This window comes from Microbispora sp. ZYX-F-249, from assembly GCF_039649665.1.
GTDB lineage: Bacteria > Actinomycetota > Actinomycetes > Streptosporangiales > Streptosporangiaceae > Microbispora > Microbispora maris.
Genome location: NZ_JBDJAW010000013.1, coordinates 53,601 through 69,283 on the forward strand (window position 1 = coordinate 53,601; position 15,683 = coordinate 69,283).

At 71.7% G+C, this 15,683-nt stretch carries 14 protein-coding genes; 12 read left to right on the forward strand and 2 right to left on the reverse strand.

The genetic code is table 11. From position 1 onward, the window contains the following. Positions 1 to 3: 3 nt before the first annotated feature. The gene (locus AAH991_RS17470) at positions 4 to 735 is read right to left on the reverse strand and encodes a methyltransferase domain-containing protein (RefSeq protein ID WP_346226896.1); all 732 of its coding nucleotides are present in this window, start codon (positions 733 to 735) and stop codon (positions 4 to 6) included. Between the two features lie 228 nt (positions 736 to 963). Here AAH991_RS17470 and mfd point away from each other — a divergent pair, with 228 nt between their 5' ends. The 10 genes from mfd to AAH991_RS17520 all read left to right on the forward strand — a co-directional run bounded on the left by mfd (position 964) and on the right by AAH991_RS17520 (position 11,838). After that, positions 964 to 4,461, forward strand: coding sequence for a transcription-repair coupling factor (gene mfd, locus AAH991_RS17475; protein ID WP_346226897.1), 3,498 nt, complete (start codon positions 964 to 966; stop codon positions 4,459 to 4,461). 52 nt (positions 4,462 to 4,513) lie between these two features. Further along, positions 4,514 to 5,182 carry a SurA N-terminal domain-containing protein gene (locus AAH991_RS17480; protein WP_346226898.1) on the forward strand — a complete coding sequence of 223 codons (669 nt, stop codon included), beginning with the start codon at positions 4,514 to 4,516 and terminating at the stop codon, positions 5,180 to 5,182. Positions 5,183 to 5,509: 327 nt separating this feature from the next. Further along, positions 5,510 to 6,478, forward strand: coding sequence for a nucleoside triphosphate pyrophosphohydrolase (locus tag AAH991_RS17485; protein WP_346226899.1), 969 nt, complete (start codon positions 5,510 to 5,512; stop codon positions 6,476 to 6,478). A 102-nt stretch (positions 6,479 to 6,580) separates the two neighbouring features. Next, on the forward strand, positions 6,581 to 7,861 hold the full coding sequence (gene eno / locus AAH991_RS17490) for a phosphopyruvate hydratase (RefSeq protein WP_346226900.1): 1,281 nt from the start codon (positions 6,581 to 6,583) through the stop codon (positions 7,859 to 7,861). 149 nt (positions 7,862 to 8,010) lie between these two features. Further along, positions 8,011 to 8,463, forward strand: a complete 453-nt coding sequence (locus AAH991_RS17495) for an FtsB family cell division protein (RefSeq protein ID WP_346226901.1) — start codon at positions 8,011 to 8,013, stop codon at positions 8,461 to 8,463. 10 nt (positions 8,464 to 8,473) lie between these two features. Next, complete coding sequence (locus AAH991_RS17500) at positions 8,474 to 9,070, forward strand: DUF501 domain-containing protein (RefSeq protein ID WP_346226902.1); 597 nt, start codon at positions 8,474 to 8,476, stop codon at positions 9,068 to 9,070. A 2-nt stretch (positions 9,071 to 9,072) separates the two neighbouring features. After that, a complete protein-coding gene (locus AAH991_RS17505) occupies positions 9,073 to 10,005 on the forward strand; it encodes a Ppx/GppA phosphatase family protein (RefSeq protein ID WP_346226903.1) in 933 nt (310 codons plus the stop codon). Between the two features lie 131 nt (positions 10,006 to 10,136). After that, positions 10,137 to 10,385, forward strand: coding sequence for an alcohol dehydrogenase catalytic domain-containing protein (locus AAH991_RS17510; protein ID WP_346226904.1), 249 nt, complete (start codon positions 10,137 to 10,139; stop codon positions 10,383 to 10,385). Between the two features lie 143 nt (positions 10,386 to 10,528). After that, on the forward strand, positions 10,529 to 10,858 hold the full coding sequence (locus AAH991_RS17515; RefSeq protein WP_346226905.1) for a PadR family transcriptional regulator: 330 nt from the start codon (positions 10,529 to 10,531) through the stop codon (positions 10,856 to 10,858). Further along, positions 10,855 to 11,838 carry a DUF1700 domain-containing protein gene (locus AAH991_RS17520; protein WP_346226906.1) on the forward strand — a complete coding sequence of 328 codons (984 nt, stop codon included), beginning with the start codon at positions 10,855 to 10,857 and terminating at the stop codon, positions 11,836 to 11,838. Before AAH991_RS17515 ends, AAH991_RS17520 begins: the two co-directional genes overlap by 4 nt. 60 nt (positions 11,839 to 11,898) lie before the next feature. Here the strand turns inward: AAH991_RS17520 and AAH991_RS17525 are convergent, their stop codons facing one another. Then, positions 11,899 to 13,104, reverse strand: a complete 1,206-nt coding sequence (locus tag AAH991_RS17525) for a cytochrome P450 family protein (protein ID WP_346226907.1) — start codon at positions 13,102 to 13,104, stop codon at positions 11,899 to 11,901. A gap of 155 nt (positions 13,105 to 13,259) precedes the next feature. Between AAH991_RS17525 and AAH991_RS17530 the strand changes: the two genes are divergently transcribed. Next, the gene (locus AAH991_RS17530) at positions 13,260 to 14,057 is read left to right on the forward strand and encodes a uracil-DNA glycosylase (RefSeq protein ID WP_346226908.1); all 798 of its coding nucleotides are present in this window, start codon (positions 13,260 to 13,262) and stop codon (positions 14,055 to 14,057) included. A 176-nt stretch (positions 14,058 to 14,233) separates the two neighbouring features. Next, positions 14,234 to 15,568, forward strand: coding sequence for an NAD(P)/FAD-dependent oxidoreductase (locus tag AAH991_RS17535; RefSeq protein WP_346227021.1), 1,335 nt, complete (start codon positions 14,234 to 14,236; stop codon positions 15,566 to 15,568). Positions 15,569 to 15,683: the final 115 nt, after the last annotated feature.

Consider the following 15,683-nt stretch of genomic DNA (forward strand, 5'->3'; position numbering starts at 1 on the left):
GGGTCAGATGAGGCGGGCGAAGTGGTTCTGCGGACGGCGGATCACCATGGTGATCTCGTCCTCGGTGCCGTTGAGCCCGCCTCGCGAGAGCGCGGCCACGGCCCGGCAGACCACCGAGACCAGACCGCTGTGCGGTCCCCGCCGGGCCGGGCCGCTCACCGCCGAGTAGTCCTCGGCGATCATGAGTCCGCGCATCAGGCAGTACGCCTGGATGCCCTCCCGGGAGGCCAGCGGCTCGTAGACCGCCGGGAGCGGCCCCACGGACCCGGCCGGGGCGAGCGTGCGCCACAGCGTCCGGCGCAGCCAGCGGGGCGTCACCCGGTCGCAGAAGCCGTACGCCGACTTCCGGTCGCGCATCTTCAGCAGCAGCAGCCCGCCGGGGCGCAGCCCCGCGACGAGCCGGTCGAGCACGAGCTCGGCGTGGTGGATGCGTTCGAGCAGGAACGACACGTAGACGACGTCGAAGGAGCGCGGCGGGATCGGCACCAGACGCAGGTCGCCCAGGTAGGACGCCTCCAGGTCGCCGCGGTTGGCGGTGTGCGCCCGCAGGGGCGGCAGATCCTCGTCCACCCCCGTCATCCTCGGCTCGTACCGCCCCACGTCGAGGGCGCCGCCCCGGCCGCATCCGGCGATGAGGATGTCGAGCCGCCGTCCGAGCTGGTCGGTCCACTGCTCGCGAATCCGCTGGCTGAACACGTCGTCCTGGTCCGCGGACGACAACCGAACCTCTGTCATACGACTGAGAGTAATCATTTGAGGACGCTGAGTTGCGCATTTGCCGTCCCCCATCTCGTCCGGACCGAGCGGCCGAGCGGAGCGAGGCGGGCGGACAGGGCGTAGCCTGGATAGCCGCGGCCCGGTTGGGAGCATCTCGTGGATCTTCGCTCAGGCGGGGGTCGGCCGGATGCCGGGGGCCGCGTCCGCACGCCGGCTGTCTAAGTCACGGGGCTTTTGAAGGCATCGATGTCTCTTTCCGGACTGCTCGACCTCGTTTCCGCCGAATCCAGGCTGGCCGCCGCGCTCGACGCGGCAGGGCAGTCCGCCGATCCCGGTGCCGAGCTGGTGGCGCCGCCCGCGCTGCGGCCGTTCGCCGTGGCCGCGCTGTCCCGCGTACGGCCGGTGCTCGCGATCACGGCGACCGGGCGTGAGGCGGAGGATCTGGCCGCCGCGCTCACCAGCCTGGTCGACGAGAATTCCGTGGCCGTCTTCCCCGCCTGGGAGACGCTGCCGCACGAGCGGCTGTCGCCGCGCAGCGACACGGTCGGCCAGCGGCTGGCCGTGCTGCGGCGGCTGGCGCACCCGATCGAGGGCGACCAGACCGCCGGTCCGCTGCGGATCGTGGTGGCCCCGGTCCGCTCGCTGCTGCAGCCGATCGTGGCCGGTCTCGGCGACCTCGCGCCCGTACGGCTGCGCGCCGGCGACGAGGCCGACCTGGACGACATCGTGGCCCGGCTGGTCGAGAACGGCTACCACCGGGTGGACATGGTGGAGAAGCGCGGCGAGGTGGCCGTGCGCGGCGGCCTGCTCGATGTGTTCCCGCCCACCGAGGAGCATCCGCTGCGGCTGGAGTTTTGGGGCGACACGATCGAGGAGATCCGCTGGTTCAAGGTGGCCGACCAGCGCTCGCTGGAGGTCGCCCAGGACGGCCTGTTCGCCGCGCCCTGCCGCGAGCTGCTGCTCACCGACGACGTACGGCGGCGCGCCCGCGAGCTGGGGGAGGAGCACCCGGCGCTGAAGGACGTGCTCGACCAGCTCGCCGAGGGGGTGCCGGTGGAGGGCATGGAGGCGTTCGCGCCCGTGCTCGCCGGGGCCATGGACCTGCTGCTCGACCACCTGCCGGTGCGGTCGGCCGTGTTCGTCTGCGACCCCGAGCGCATCCGCGGCCGGGCCGTCGAGCTGGTCCGTACGAGCCAGGAGTTCATGGAGGCGTCCTGGATCGCCGCGGCGGCGGGCGGCGAGGCGCCGATCGACCTGGAGGCGGCGGCCTTCCGCACGCTGGAGGAGGTGCGCGACCACGCCCGCGAGCTGGGCCAGCCGTGGTGGAGCATCGCGCCGTTCGGCGAGGGCGTGGAGCTGGACGCGCAGGACGTCGAGGCCTACCGGGGCGACACCCAGCGGGCGCTCGCCGACATCAAGGGCTGGCTGGGCGCGGGCAAGGCCGTCGTGCTGCTGAGCGAGGGGCACGGCCCGGCCGAGCGCATGGTCGAGCTGCTCAAGGGCGTGGACGTGGCGGCGCGGCTGGTGCCGTCCCTCGACGGACCGCCGCCGAAGGACGTCGTGCAGGTCACGACGGGCCGCATCGACCACGGCTTCGTCACGCCGGACGTCGCCGTGGTGACCCACCTCGACCTGGTCGGGCAGAAGGCGTCCACCAAGGACATGCGCCGGCTGCCGTCGCGCCGCCGCAACATGGTCGACCCGCTCCAGCTCAAGGTCGGCGACCACGTCGTGCACGAGCAGCACGGCGTGGGCCGCTACGTCGAGATGGTCCAGCGCACGATCCAGGGCGCGACCCGCGAATACCTGGTGATCGAGTACGCCAAGGGCGACCGGCTCTACGTGCCGACCGACCAGCTCGACGAGGTCACGCGCTACGTCGGCGGCGAGGCGCCCACGCTCAACCGGATGGGCGGGGCCGACTGGGCCAAGGCCAAGACCCGGGCGAAGAAGGCGGTCAGGGAGATCGCGGGTGAGCTGATCCGGCTCTACTCGGCCCGGATGGCCTCGCCCGGCCACGCGTTCGCCCCCGACAGCCCCTGGCAGCGGGAGATGGAGGACGCCTTCCCGTACGCCGAGACGGGCGACCAGCTCGAGGCGATCGACGAGGTCAAGCGCGACATGGAGCGGCCCGTCCCGATGGACCGCCTGATCTGCGGCGACGTCGGCTACGGCAAGACCGAGATCGCGGTGCGGGCGGCGTTCAAGGCGGTGCAGGACGGCAAGCAGGTCGCCGTCCTCGTGCCGACGACGCTGCTGGTGCAGCAGCACCTGTCGACGTTCGGCGAGCGGTTCGCCGCCTTCCCGGTCACGGTGAAGCCGGTCTCCCGGTTCCAGACCGACAGCGAGGTCAAGGGGACCCTCGACGGCCTGCGCACGGGCGAGGTCGACGTGGTGATCGGCACGCACCGGCTGCTGTCGCCCGAGGTGAAGTTCAAGGACCTCGGCCTGATCATCGTGGACGAGGAGCAGCGGTTCGGCGTCGAGCACAAGGAGGCCATGAAGCACATGCGCACCCAGGTCGACGTGCTCGCCATGTCGGCCACGCCGATCCCGAGGACGCTGGAGATGGGCCTGACCGGCATCCGCGAGATGTCGACCATCCTCACCCCGCCGGAGGAGCGGCACCCGATCCTCACCTTCGTCGGGCCGTACGACGACAAGCAGATCGCGGCGGCGGTCCGGCGCGAGCTGATGCGCGACGGTCAGGTGTTCTTCGTCCACAACCGGGTCCGCACGATCGACAAGGTGGCCGCGCGGCTGCGCGAGCTGGTGCCGGAGGCGCGGATCGCGGTCGCCCACGGGCAGATGAACGAGACACAGCTCGAGAAGATCATGGTGGACTTCTGGGAGCGCAGCTTCGACGTGCTGGTCTCCACCACGATCGTCGAGTCCGGCCTGGACGTGCCCAACGCCAACACGCTCATCGTGGACCGGGCCGACAACTACGGCCTGTCGCAGCTCCACCAGCTGCGCGGCCGGGTCGGCCGGGGCCGCGAGCGCGGTTACGCCTACTTCCTCTACCCGCCCGAGTCGCCGCTGACCGAGACCGCGCACGAGCGGCTCGCCACGATCGCCCAGCACACCGAGATGGGCGCGGGCATGTACGTCGCGATGAAGGACCTGGAGATCCGCGGCGCCGGCAACATCCTCGGGGCCGAGCAGTCCGGCCACATCGCCGGCGTCGGCTTCGACCTGTACGTCCGGATGATGGCCGAGGCCGTACAGGAACAGAAGTCCAAGCTCGCGGGCGAGAGCAAGGTGGAGGAGCGGCCCGAGGTCAAGGTCGAGCTGCCGATCAACGCCCACGTGCCGCACGACTACGTCACCTCCGAGCGCCTGCGGCTGGAGGCGTACAAGCGGATCGCGGCGATCGGCTCGGAGGACGACATCACGGCCGTCCGCGACGAGCTCACCGACCGGTACGGCAGGCCGCCCCAGGAGGTGGACAACCTGCTGGAGGTGGCGCGCTTCCGCATCAAGGCGCGGCGGGCCGGGCTGACGGACGTGACGCTGCAGGGCCAGCAGATCAGGTTCGCGCCCGTGGAGCTGAAGGACTCCCAGCAGGTGCGGCTGCAGCGGCTCTACCCGCGGTCGATCTGGAAGCAGGCGACGAGCATCCTGCTCGTCCCGGTGCCCAAGACGAAACCGATCGGCGGTCAGCCGCTTCGCGACCTCGACCTGCTGAAATGGTGCGGGGACCTGGTCGAGGCCCTGTTCCTGGAGCCGATGCGGGTACAGTGACCCGCGAAATTGTCAACATATGCGTGGCCGGTGTCGTTCGGGAGGATCGTCCGTGAAGTCGTATCGAGTGCGCGTCGCCGTGGCGCTGGCGGCGGCCGGTATCGCCGTGACCGCGTGCGGTGGTCCCGTGCAGGCGGGTTCCGCGGCCATCGTGGGCAATGAGCGCATCACCTCCAGCCAGCTGAACGACGAGGTCCGCGAGCTGCGCGCCGACCTGGCCGCGAACAAGATCCCCGAAAACCAGCTCCAGCTGTCCTTCTCGCTGCCGCAGACGGTCCTGCTCAACATGACCACGAGCAGGCAGTTCCAGGAGCTCGGCCGGCGCAAGGGCGTCACGGTCACCGACCGTGAGGTGGACGACGTCGCCGTCGCCCAGGGCGGCTGGGACCAGTTCAACAAGGTGCTGCTGGCCAACGGCATCCCGCTGGACGAGAGCCGCGACTTCATCCGCGCCGTCATCGTCCGCAACAAGCTGGCGCAGCAGTCCGGGGCGGGTCAGGACCAGGCGAGCCAGCAGGCCGCCCTCCAGAAGATCGTCGAGGAGGCCGACTCGGCCGTGCCGGTGAAGTACAGCCCGCGCTACGGCAAGTTCGACCCCCAGCAGGGCTTCGTCGCCGACGACCGCTTCGGCGCCAGCGCGGGCGCACCCGGTGCGGGCGCGGAAGGCGCGCCGGGGGCGGAAGGCGCGCCGGGCGCGGAAGGCGCCCCCCAAGCGGGCTGACCCGACGACGGCCGTGATCTTGTAGTTTGTCGCAGGTGCCGTCGTGACCTGCGCTTTCGGTCTTCGTGATCATGCACTTTTCGTGCAGTGTGGTACCCGACCTGGCCAGATCTGATTCGTGATCATGCAATTGCAAGATCACGAATCGGGTTGTGGCTGGTAGTGGCGGCCGCGGCCGAGATTGTGCAAGATCACGAAATGCGCGGCGCAGGTGAGCGGCGTGGTCTGCAACCTTCTGCAAGATCACGGAGTGTGGCGGTGCAGGTGGGCGGGGTGATCTGCAACCTTTTGCAAGATCACGCCATGAGGGGTGATTAGGGTGGGGACATGGCGTTGATCGTGGTGACCACCTCGCCCAGGGTCGCTCCGGGGCTGTTCGCCCCCGCGGCGTGGAAGGCCCTCACGGGAGGACGGGTGCTCACCGGCACCCCCGACCACCCCTGTCTGCCCTACCTCGACGAGGCCGGCGTCCGGGTCGAGGTGGTGACTCCGGACCCCGGCGCGATCGCGCGCGCGAGCCGTACGGAGACGGTGGTATGGCTGGCCGCGCAGGACGGCGACGAGGACTTCATGCGCGCGGTCGGCCACGCCGTGATCTCCCTGGACGAGCCGCCGGAGATCGAGGTCGTCCCCGGTTCCTACGACCTGCCGGGGGCCCGGCTGCTCGATCTCGTCCAGGTGATGGACCGCCTGCGCCGCGAATGCCCGTGGGACCGCAAGCAGACCCATGAGTCGCTCGTGCCGTACCTGGTCGAAGAGGCCTACGAGGTGCTGGAGACCATCGACGAGGGCGACTACGGCGCGCCGCTGCGCGAGGAGCTCGGCGACCTGCTGCTCCAGGTGGTGTTCCACGCCCGTCTCGCTCAGGAGCGCATGGGGACGGATGGGGACGGGTTCGACATCGACGACGTCGCGGCCGGGATCGTGGAGAAGCTGGTCCGCCGTCATCCCCACGTGTTCGCGGACGTCGAGGTCTCCGGCGCCGGTGAGGTCAGCGACAACTGGGAGACGATCAAGGCGGCGGAGCGGGCCGCCAAGGGGGAGACCGGCTCGGTGCTCAGCGGTGTTCCCATGGGCCAGCCCGCGGTCTCCCTGGCCGCCCAGCTCCTGCGCCGGGCCGGCCGCGCCGGTGCGCCCGGCGTGCTCGCCGAGGACCTCGCCACGCCCGCCGGCGCCCGCCTGTTCGCGCTCGTACGGGAGATCCAGGACGCGGGGCTCGACCCCGAGGCCGAGCTGCGGGCGGCGGCCAGGGAGTACCGGCGGCGCGTGGAGGAGTGGGAGGACGACCGCCGCTGACGCCGCCGGACACGCCGTGAACGGGCGGCCCTCCGCCGTACCGAGTAGTAGGGACCGATAGGCTCAGACGGCAAACCGCCCGCCATTCTGCTAGGAGCGTTCGTGGCTGCCATCGAGGCCATCACCGCCCGCGAGATTCTCGATTCCCGTGGGAACCCCACGGTCGAGGTCGAGGTACTGCTGGACGACTACAGCACCGGCCGCGCCGCCGTTCCGAGTGGCGCCTCCACCGGCCAGTTCGAGGCCGTCGAACTGCGCGACGGCGACAAGAAGCGCTATCTCGGCAAGGGTGTCGAGAAGGCCGTCCTCGGCGTGACCGACGAGATCGCCGACGAGCTGATCGGCTTCGACGCCGAGGAGCAGCGTCTCATCGACCAGACGATGATCGATCTGGACGGCACGCCCAACAAGGCCCGCCTCGGGGCCAACGCGCTCCTCGGCATCTCGCTGGCCGTCGCCAAGGCCGCCGCCGACAGCGCCGACCTGCCCCTGTTCCGTTACGTCGGCGGGCCCAACGCGCACATCCTGCCCGTGCCGATGATGAACATCCTGAACGGCGGCGCGCACGCCGACACCAACGTGGACATCCAGGAGTTCATGATCGCGCCGATCGGCGCCGAGACGTTCTCCGAGGCGCTGCGCATGGGCGCGGAGACCTACCACACGCTCAAGAGCGTGCTGAAGGAGAAGGGCTACGCCACCGGCCTCGGCGACGAGGGCGGCTTCGCGCCGAACCTGCCGTCGAACCGCGACGCGCTCGACCTGATCCTGGTCGCCATCGAGAAGGCCGGTTACACGCCGGGCCAGGACATCGCGCTCGCGCTCGACGTCGCGGCCAGCGAGTTCCACAACGACGGCGTCTACACGATCGACGGCAAGGGCGTGTCGTCCGCCGAGCTGATCGCCTTCTACGAGGACCTGGTCCGCTCCTACCCGCTGGTCTCCATCGAGGACCCGCTGAACGAGGAGGACTGGGAGGGCTGGAAGGCCATCACCACCTCCCTCGGCGCCAAGGTCCAGCTCGTGGGCGACGACCTGTTCGTCACCAACCCCGAGCGGCTCGGCCGCGGCATCGCCGAGGGCGCCGCCAACGCGCTGCTGGTGAAGGTGAACCAGATCGGCACGCTGTCGGAGACCCTCGACGCGGTCGACCTGGCCCACCGCAGCGGCTACCGCTGCATGATGAGCCACCGCTCCGGCGAGACCGAAGACACCACGATCGCCGACCTCGCCGTGGCCACCAACTGCGGCCAGATCAAGACCGGTGCCCCGGCCCGCTCGGACCGGGTGGCCAAGTACAACCAGCTCCTGCGCATCGAGGAGCTGCTCGACGACTCGGCGCGGTACGCCGGTCGCGCCGCCTTCCCGCGCTTCCAGGGATAGCGGCGGCACACGCGGGTAGCCCGGCTGGACGCGCCCCGCACACGCGGTGCGGCGAGCGCCTACGCGATGTGGGGCGTGGACGGCCGGGACGGGCGGTTAGGGTGGCCGTCGATCGGGCCATGCGCTGACCGGCCGGGAGGGGTGGTTTCGTGGCGGCGAAGCGGCCGCAGCTCACCGGGCGCGCGGCGATCCTCGCGGTCGTCGTGTGCGCCATCGCCATGAGCCTGGCCTACCCCGTGCGCGAGTACGTCGCCCAGCGCCGGCAGATCGCCCAGCTGGAGCAGCAGCAGGCGAACGCGCTGCGCAAGCTCCAGAACCTGGAGGAGCGGCGCCGGCGGCTGGAGGACCCGGAATACATCAAGCGCCTGGCCAAGGAGCGGCTGTTCTACTGCGAGCCGGGCGCGGACTGCTACCAGGTGCTCGACGAGGAGAAGGCCGGCGCCGCCGCCGCGAAGGCCGGGACGAAGCCGCCGGAGCGGCCCGCCTGGTACGTCACGCTCTGGCGGTCGTTCGAGGCGGCCGACAAGGGGCGGCCCGCCGTACCGCAGCAGGGGCAGCGGAGCCCGGCGCCGACGCCGACTGCGTCCCCGGCGTCGGGATGAGGACGGCGGGATGAGGACCGCGGCGGGCATCGTGAAGGGCGAGGAGATCGACGTGGCGGACGACCAGCTGGGCGCCGTGGACCAGGCGGACCTGGAGGCGGCGCGGGCGCAGCTCGGGCGGCAGCCGCGCGGGGTGCGGGCCGTCGCCCACCGGTGTCCCTGCGGGCTGCCCGACGTGCTGGAGACCGCGCCCCGGCTGCCCGACGGCGCGCCGTTCCCGACCTTGTTCTACCTGACCTGTCCCAGGGCGGCCTCGGCGATCGGCACGCTGGAGTCGTCCGGGCTGATGCGGCGGATGCAGGCACGGCTCGCCGAGGACCCCGAGCTGGCCGAGGCGTACCGGGCGGCCCACGAGGACTACGTCGCCCGCCGCGACCGCGCGGCCGACGAGGAGGGCCTGGAGCCGCTGCCGCGCGACATGCAGAGCGCCGGCGGCATGCCGGACCGGGTCAAGTGCCTGCACGCGCTGGTCGCCCACGAGCTGGCCGCGCCGGGGGTCAACCCGTTCGGCCGGGAGGCCCTGGACGCGCTGCCCGACTGGTGGGCCGACGGCCCCTGCGTCGACGTGGAGAAGCCGGAAGAGGCGATCGGAGGCCGGGAGGGATGAGCGTGGGAACGAAGCGGGTCGCGGCCATCGACTGCGGGACCAACTCGGTCCGGCTGCTCATCGCGGACATCGCGGGCGACGGCCTCACCGACGTCGAGCGGCGGATGGAGATCGTCCGGCTCGGCCAGGACGTCGACCGTACGGGACGGCTCGCGCCGGAGGCCCTGGAGCGGACCTTCGGCGCCATGCGCGGGTACGCCAAGCTGATCAGGGAGCACTCCCCGGACGGCCCCGTGCCGGTCCGCGTGGTCGCCACGTCGGCGACGCGTGACGCCGCCAACCGGGCCGACTTCGTCTCCGGCGTACGGGACATCTTCGGCGTGGAGCCGGAGGTGGTGACCGGTGACGAGGAGGCACGGCTGTCCTTCACCGGCGCCACCCGGGGCCTCGCCGGGTCCGCCGCCGAGACGCCCTTCCTGGTGGTGGACATCGGGGGCGGCTCCACGGAGTTCGTCGTCGGCTCCCGGTCCGTCGAGGGCGCGCTGTCGGTGGACATCGGCTGCGTACGGCTGACCGAGCGCCACCTGCGCGACGACCCGCCGGCCGCCGGGGACGTGGAGGCCGCCGTCGCCGACATCGAGGCGGCCATGGACCGGGTCGAGGAGAGCGTCCCCGTGCGCACGGCGCACACGCTGGTCGGCCTGGCGGGCTCGGTCACCACGGTCGCCGGGATCGCGCTCGGCCTGCCCGCCTACGATCCGGCGCGCATCCACCACTCGCGCATCCCCGCCGGGCGGGTCCACGAGGTGTCCGCGCGGCTGCTGGACATGACGCACGACGAGCGGGCGGCCATCCCGGTGATGCACCCGGGCCGGGTGGACGTCATCGGCGCGGGCGCGCTCATCCTCGACCGCATCGTCCGCCGCTACGGCTTCTCCGAGGTCGTGGTGAGCGAGCACGACATCCTCGACGGCATCGCCTGGTCCCTCGCCTGAACCTGCTCGCCCAAGTCCGGGCACAAGCGCGATTCAGGGAGCGACGGCCTCGGCGTGCGCCTCGTAGGCGTCGAGGATCGAGTCGAGCAGCCCCGCGCGGATCGGACCTGACCGAGATCGGGGACATTCCGGTGCCCGAGCCCGGCGAGGGGGAGGTGTCCGTCGACGTCTCCCACGCGGGTGTGAACTTCATCGACGTGATGGCGCGCAGGGGAGACCCGGGCTACGTCACCGCGTGGCCGTTCGTGCCGGGCAAGGAGGTGGCGGGGACCGTCCGCCAGGTGGGCCCGGGGGTCTCCGGCCTGGTGCCGGGGCAGCGGGTGGCCGCGTTCACCCCGTCCGGCGGCCTGGCCGAGGTGGCCGTGGCGCCCGCCCGCTGATGTTGACGAGCGCGCTGCTGCTGCTCACCGACGCGGCCCGGCTCGGCGCCGGCAAGTACGTCGTCCGCGTCTGACGCGACTCGCGGCCGGAGCGTAACGCGAGATCTTGGCACTATTCTGCGATGCGTAGTACTGTGCGGTGCGTGGACGGTAGCCAGCTCCTCAAAGGGGTCCTCGATTTGGCGGTCCTCGCGGTGCTCGCCGAGCGCGACAGCTATGGATACGACGTCGTGCGCCGGCTGCGTGAGGCCGGGCTGGAGGACGTCGGCGACGCCTCGGTGTACGGGACGCTGCGCCGGCTCTACAAGGCCGGAGCGCTCACCTCCTACGTGGTCGCCTCCGAAGAGGGGCCGCACCGCAAGTACTACGGCCTGAACGACGTGGGCCGCTCGCTCCTGCAGACCTCGGCGAAGACGTGGACGTCCTTCGCCGCCACCATGAACGACCTGCTCAAGGAGGTCGACCCAGGATGAACCCCCCGATGACGCCCCAGGACTACGCCGCCGCGGTACGCGAGGCGCTCGCCGATCTCCCCGCCCGTGACAGGGAGACGCTGCTGGAGGACCTGGACGAGCATCTCGCCGAGGTCGCCGCCGAGCCGGGCATGTCGCTGGAGGAACGCCTCGGCAGCCCCGAGGCGTACGCCGCCGAGCTGCGGGCCGCCTACGGCGGGAGGCCGCAGGGCGGAGGCGGCTCCTCGCTGGGCGGGCGGCTGCGCGAGCGGGTGACCGGAGCCGTCCGGCGCGCGCACACGCGGCTGCTCGTGCTGCCGCCCTACCGCCAGGCGGCCGTCTTCGCCCCCGAGCTGCGTCCCGCGTGGTGGGTCCTGCGGGGCTACGCCATCGCGCTGGCCGTGCTCGCGCCGATCAGCGCTCCGGGGCTGGTCCCCGGCGACATCCCCGCGTGGGTGTTCACGCTGGCGGTCGTCTGGGGGTCGGTGTGGCTGGGCCGGCGCGGCCGCACGGGGGCGCCGCGCTGGGGCCGGGTGCTGCTGCTCGGGGCCAACCTGCTGGCCGTGGCCCTCGTGCTGGGGACGATGGCCGACGTCCCCAGCACGTCGGCGCGGAGCGTCGCGTTCGACTACGGCCCCCGGCCGGCGATGCACGCGATGGGCGTACAGGTGGAGAGCGTGTCGTCGCTGGGCGGGAACGTGACCAACATCTTCCCGTACGCCGAGGACGGCACGCCGCTGCACAACGTCCGGCTCTACGACCAGGACGGCAACCCGATCATGGTGGAGCAGGGCTTCGACCAGGAGATCGCCATCCCCTGCGACGGCGAGCCGCCGATCCGCAACGCCTACCCGCTGCCGCTGAAGCCCGTGGAGCGCCGCGCCGATCCCACCGAACCGGAGGCGACCTGCGTGTCCGCCGGGCCGACGCCCACGCCCTCCGCCACCCCCTCGGCCGAGCCGTCCGGCTCCCCGTCGGCCTCCGCCACGCCGACGCGCTGACCCCGGGCGGCGGGGGCCCCACTCCGGCTCCGCCCTGTGGACGGAGCCGGAGGCGGGACGTCAGCCGTGCAGGCGGACGGGCAGGGCGAACAGGCCGCGCATGATCGCGCTCGGCCACCACGTGAGCGTGGCGGGATCGACGGCCAGGGCCAGATCGGGAAACCGTTCGAGCACCCGGCCGATCGCGGCCTCCCCCTCCACCTTGGCCAGGGCGGCGCCGATGCAGTAGTGCGGGCCCCGGCCGAAGGCGAGGTGCGGCTCGCCGATCCGGCCGGGGGCGAACGCGTCCGGGTCGGCGAACGCCGCCGGGTCCCGGTTGGCGGCCAGCAGGGAGACGAGAATGGGCTCCCCGGGCAGCATCTCCTGGCCGCCGATGACCACCGGCTCGGTGGGAAAGCGCCAGGTCGCGTTCCGTACGGGACCGTCGTACCGGAGCATCTCGTCGATGAAGTCCGGCAGCCGCTTGGGGTCGGCGCGCAGGGCCGCCGCCTGGCCGGGATGGCGCAGCAGCGCGAGCAGGCCGTTGCCGATCAGCGCCACGGTCGTCTCATGACCCGCGACGAGGAGCAGGAACGCGGTCGAGGTCAGCTCGTTCTTGTCGATCTCGCCCTGGTTCGACCGCCGTACGAGGTCGGTGAGCATGTCGTTGCCCGGCCGGGAACGCTTGAGCTCGACGAGGTCGGCCAGGAAGCCCTCCAGGGCGTCGGTGGCGCGGGTGATCTCCTCCACATCGGACGCCGCCGCGGAGTCGATCACAGAGGCGTGGCGGTGGAAGGTGGCCCGGTCCTCCTCCGGCACGCCGAGCAGGTCGCAGATGATCGTGATCGGCAGGGGATAGGCGAGGCCGGAGACCAGATCCGCCTCCGGGCCGTCGAGGCGGTCGAGCAGCGCGTCGGTGACCTCCAGCGCCCGCGCACGCAGCCCCGCGATGCGCCGGGGCGTGAAGGCCCCGCTCACGAGCCGCCGCAGCCGAGCGTGGTCGCCTCCGTCGGCGTTGAGCATGTGCCGGGCGAGCCCCGGCCGGTGGTCCAGGGGCAGGCCGAGATTGGCGGCCCGCCACTCGGGCGAGCCCGCCGCCGGGTCCTTGGCGAGCGAGGGATGGGTGAGCGCGGCCACGGCGTCCTCGTACCGCGTGACCAGCCACGCCTCGCAGCCCGGCAGGGGCACGCGGGTCACCGGCGCGTTGCGGCGCAGCCAGTCGTAGGCGGGGTAGGGGTCGGCGTCGAACGCCGGGCCGAACAGCGGGGGGCATGAGTCGATGGACACGGGCCGTACGTACCCATCTCCCATACGACGGAAAAGATTGGAATCTTCTTCGGTGTGACCTCTCATGACACTCGGACGTCGTGGAGGGGGGCGTCGTCGCGGGCAGATCCCGGCTCCGGCCGACGCATCCCGTTTGACCTGGCACGATCGGTGTCATGAGCTTCGTTCCTCCCGGTTCCGGCTGGCCGGGCGACCCCGCTGCCCCGGACACCCCCGTCGCCCAGAACGCCCGTGAGGTCGCCAAACTCGCGGCCGAGAGCCGTACGCCCGCCGAACTGACCGCCCGGCAGTCGGTGTGCCGCGCCTGCCCGCGTCTCGTGGAGTGGCGGGAGGAGGTCGCCGACGTCAAGCGGCGGGCGTTCGCGGACGAGACCTACTGGGGCCGGCCGATCGCGGGCTGGGGCGACGAGGAGCCGCACACGCTCATCGTGGGCCTGGCTCCCGCCGCGCACGGCGGCAACCGGACCGGCCGGATCTTCACCGGCGACCGCAGCGGTGACTGGCTGTTCGCGTCGCTGTACCGCACCGGGCTCGCCGCGCAGGAGACCAGCGTGCGCGCGGACGACGGGCAGCGGCTGATCGGCGCGCGCATGATGGCGGCGGTGCGGTGCGCGCCACCCGCCAACAAGCCGACGCCGGAGGAGCGTGACACCTGTTTCCCCTGGCTCGCCAGGGAGCTCGCACTGGTGGCGGGCACGACCCGGGTGATCGTCGCGCTGGGCGGTTTCGCCTGGCAGGCCGTGTGGCCCGCGCTGCGCACGGCCGGGTTCACGCTGCCGTCCCGCAGGCCGCCGTTCGGGCACGGCGTGGAGGTGCCCGTCTCGTACGGCGCCGCCCCGGTCACGCTCATCGGCTGTTACCACCCCAGCCAGCAGAACACCTTCACCGGCCGGGTCACCGCGGACATGCTCGACGCGGTCTTCGCCCGGGCCGTGGCCCTGGGCACCTTGTGAACCATTTCACAAGTGTGAACTCGGTCACTTGGGGAAGTTTGCGGGAATTTTCCTGAGAAATGTCACCGCAAGATGACTAAGTGGGGAAAATCACTAGACCTTCGGCTCTGGTGGATTGGTGCGGTTGCCATCTTGTGACGTAGGCTTGTGAATGCTTTCACAAGCCTTGGGAGGGCATCGTGGCAGACCGCAACTGGAAGCACGTCGTCATCGTCGGCGGTGGGTACGTGGGCCTCTACACGGCTCTTCGTCTCCAGCGCACGCTCCGCCGTGAGCTGCGCGACGGCAGCGTGCGGATCACGCTCATCGACCCGCAGTCGTACATGACCTACCAGCCGTTCCTCCCCGAGGCGGCGGCCGGCAACATCTCGCCGCGCCACGTCGTGGCCCCGCTGCGCCGGGTGCTGCCGAAGGTGCGCATCCTCAACGGCAAGGTCTCCAAGGTCCACCACGAGGCGCGCACCCTGACCTTCGAGCCCGGCGCGGGCCAGTCCCGCGAGATGGAGTACGACGTCATCGTCATGGCGGCCGGCTCGATCTCGCGTACGCTGCCGATCCCCGGCCTGGAGGACGCGGCCATCGGCTTCAAGACCGTCGGCGAGGCCATCGCGCTGCGCAACCGGGTGATCGCCCTCCTCGACCGGGCCGAGTCGAGCGACGACGAGGACGTGCGCCGCCGGGCGCTGACCTTCGTCGTGGTCGGCGGCGGCTTCGCGGGCATCGAGGCCCTCGCCGAGCTCGAGGACATGACCGAGGACGCGATCAGGTACTACCCGAGCATCGAGAAGAAGGACCTGCGCTGGGTGCTCATCGAGGCGTCCAACCGGATCCTGCCCGAGGTCGGCCCCGAGATGGGCGAGTGGACCGCCGAGCAGCTGCGCGAGCGCGGCATCGAGCTCAAGATGGAGACGTTCCTGCAGTCCTGCGAGGGCGGCCAGGTCAAGACCTCGGACGGCGACGAGTTCGAGTCGGCCACGATCGTCTGGACCGCGGGCGTCAAGCCGAGCCCGATCGTCAACTCCACCGACCTGCCGCTCGACGAGCGGGGCCGGATCAAGACCACCACGCGCCTGACGATCGCGGGCGTCAAGGGCGCCTTCGCCGCCGGTGACATCGCGGGCGTCCCCGACGTGACCAACCCCGGCCAGTACTGCGCGCCCAACGCCCAGCACGCCGTACGGCAGTCGAAGGTCCTCGGCGACAACGTCGCCGCGTACCTGCGCGGGGAGAAGCTGAAGGACTACCGGCACAAGTACGCCGGCTCGGTCGCCGGTCTCGGCCTGTACCGGGGCGTCGCCAACGTCTACGGCATGAAGCTGCGCGGCTTCCCCGCCTGGTTCATGCACCGCACCTACCACCTGTCGCGGGTCCCCACGGTCAACCGCAAGGTCCGCGTGGTGATGGACTGGACGCTGTCGCTGTTCTTCAAGCGCGAGACGATCTCCCTCGGCGAGATCGAGCACCCGCGCGACGAGTTCAGGGCGGCCGCGGAGAGCGGCCGCAGGCGCTGACCCGCTCGCAGCGGCAGGACCCCAGGACACCGGACGGCCCGGCGGCACCCGCCGCCGGGCCGTCCGTCTTCCCGCGGCTCTGCCATGCTGGTGTGATGGACGGGAGGGAAGGTAC

Bases quoted from the DNA above. Each gene is read 5' to 3' on its own strand.
- AAH991_RS17470 (WP_346226896.1), bottom strand. From the start codon at position 735: ATGACAGAGGTTCGGTTGTCGTCCGCGGACCAGGACGACGTGTTCAGC.
- mfd (WP_346226897.1), top strand. From the start codon at position 964: ATGTCTCTTTCCGGACTGCTCGACCTCGTTTCCGCCGAATCCAGGCTG.
- AAH991_RS17485 (WP_346226899.1), top strand. From the start codon at position 5,510: ATGGCGTTGATCGTGGTGACCACCTCGCCCAGGGTCGCTCCGGGGCTG.
- AAH991_RS17500 (WP_346226902.1), top strand. From the start codon at position 8,474: ATGAGGACCGCGGCGGGCATCGTGAAGGGCGAGGAGATCGACGTGGCG.
- AAH991_RS17520 (WP_346226906.1), top strand. From the start codon at position 10,855: ATGAACCCCCCGATGACGCCCCAGGACTACGCCGCCGCGGTACGCGAG.
- AAH991_RS17530 (WP_346226908.1), top strand. From the start codon at position 13,260: ATGAGCTTCGTTCCTCCCGGTTCCGGCTGGCCGGGCGACCCCGCTGCC.